Raw genomic sequence first — 538 nt, forward strand, 5'->3', positions numbered from 1 at the left:
AGGAGTGCCTTCGGGAACGCTGAGACAGGTGCTGCATGGCTGTCGTCAGCTCGTGTTGTGAAATGTTGGGTTAAGTCCCGCAACGAGCGCAACCCTTATCCTTTGTTGCCAGCGCGTGATGGCGGGAACTCAAAGGAGACTGCCGGTGATAAACCGGAGGAAGGTGGGGATGACGTCAAGTCATCATGGCCCTTACGAGTAGGGCTACACACGTGCTACAATGGCAGATACAAAGAGAAGCGACCTCGCGAGAGCAAGCGGAACTCATAAAGTCTGTCGTAGTCCGGATTGGAGTCTGCAACTCGACTCCATGAAGTCGGAATCGCTAGTAATCGTAGATCAGAATGCTACGGTGAATACGTTCCCGGGCCTTGTACACACCGCCCGTCACACCATGGGAGTGGGTTGCAAAAGAAGTAGGTAGCTTAACCTTCGGGAGGGCGCTTACCACTTTGTGATTCATGACTGGGGTGAAGTCGTAACAAGGTAACCGTAGGGGAACCTGCGGTTGGATCACCTCCTTACCTAAGAGATACGT

At 53.2% G+C, this 538-nt stretch carries 1 rRNA gene; it reads left to right on the forward strand.

Features of this window, described 5'->3' with window-relative positions:
* Positions 1–524, forward strand: a 16S ribosomal RNA gene (locus tag NBG71_RS18660); the annotation flags it as partial.
* Positions 525–538: the final 14 nt, after the last annotated feature.

The sequence above is a fragment of the Proteus sp. FZP2095 genome, from assembly GCF_023701425.1.
GTDB lineage: Bacteria > Pseudomonadota > Gammaproteobacteria > Enterobacterales > Enterobacteriaceae > Proteus > Proteus cibarius.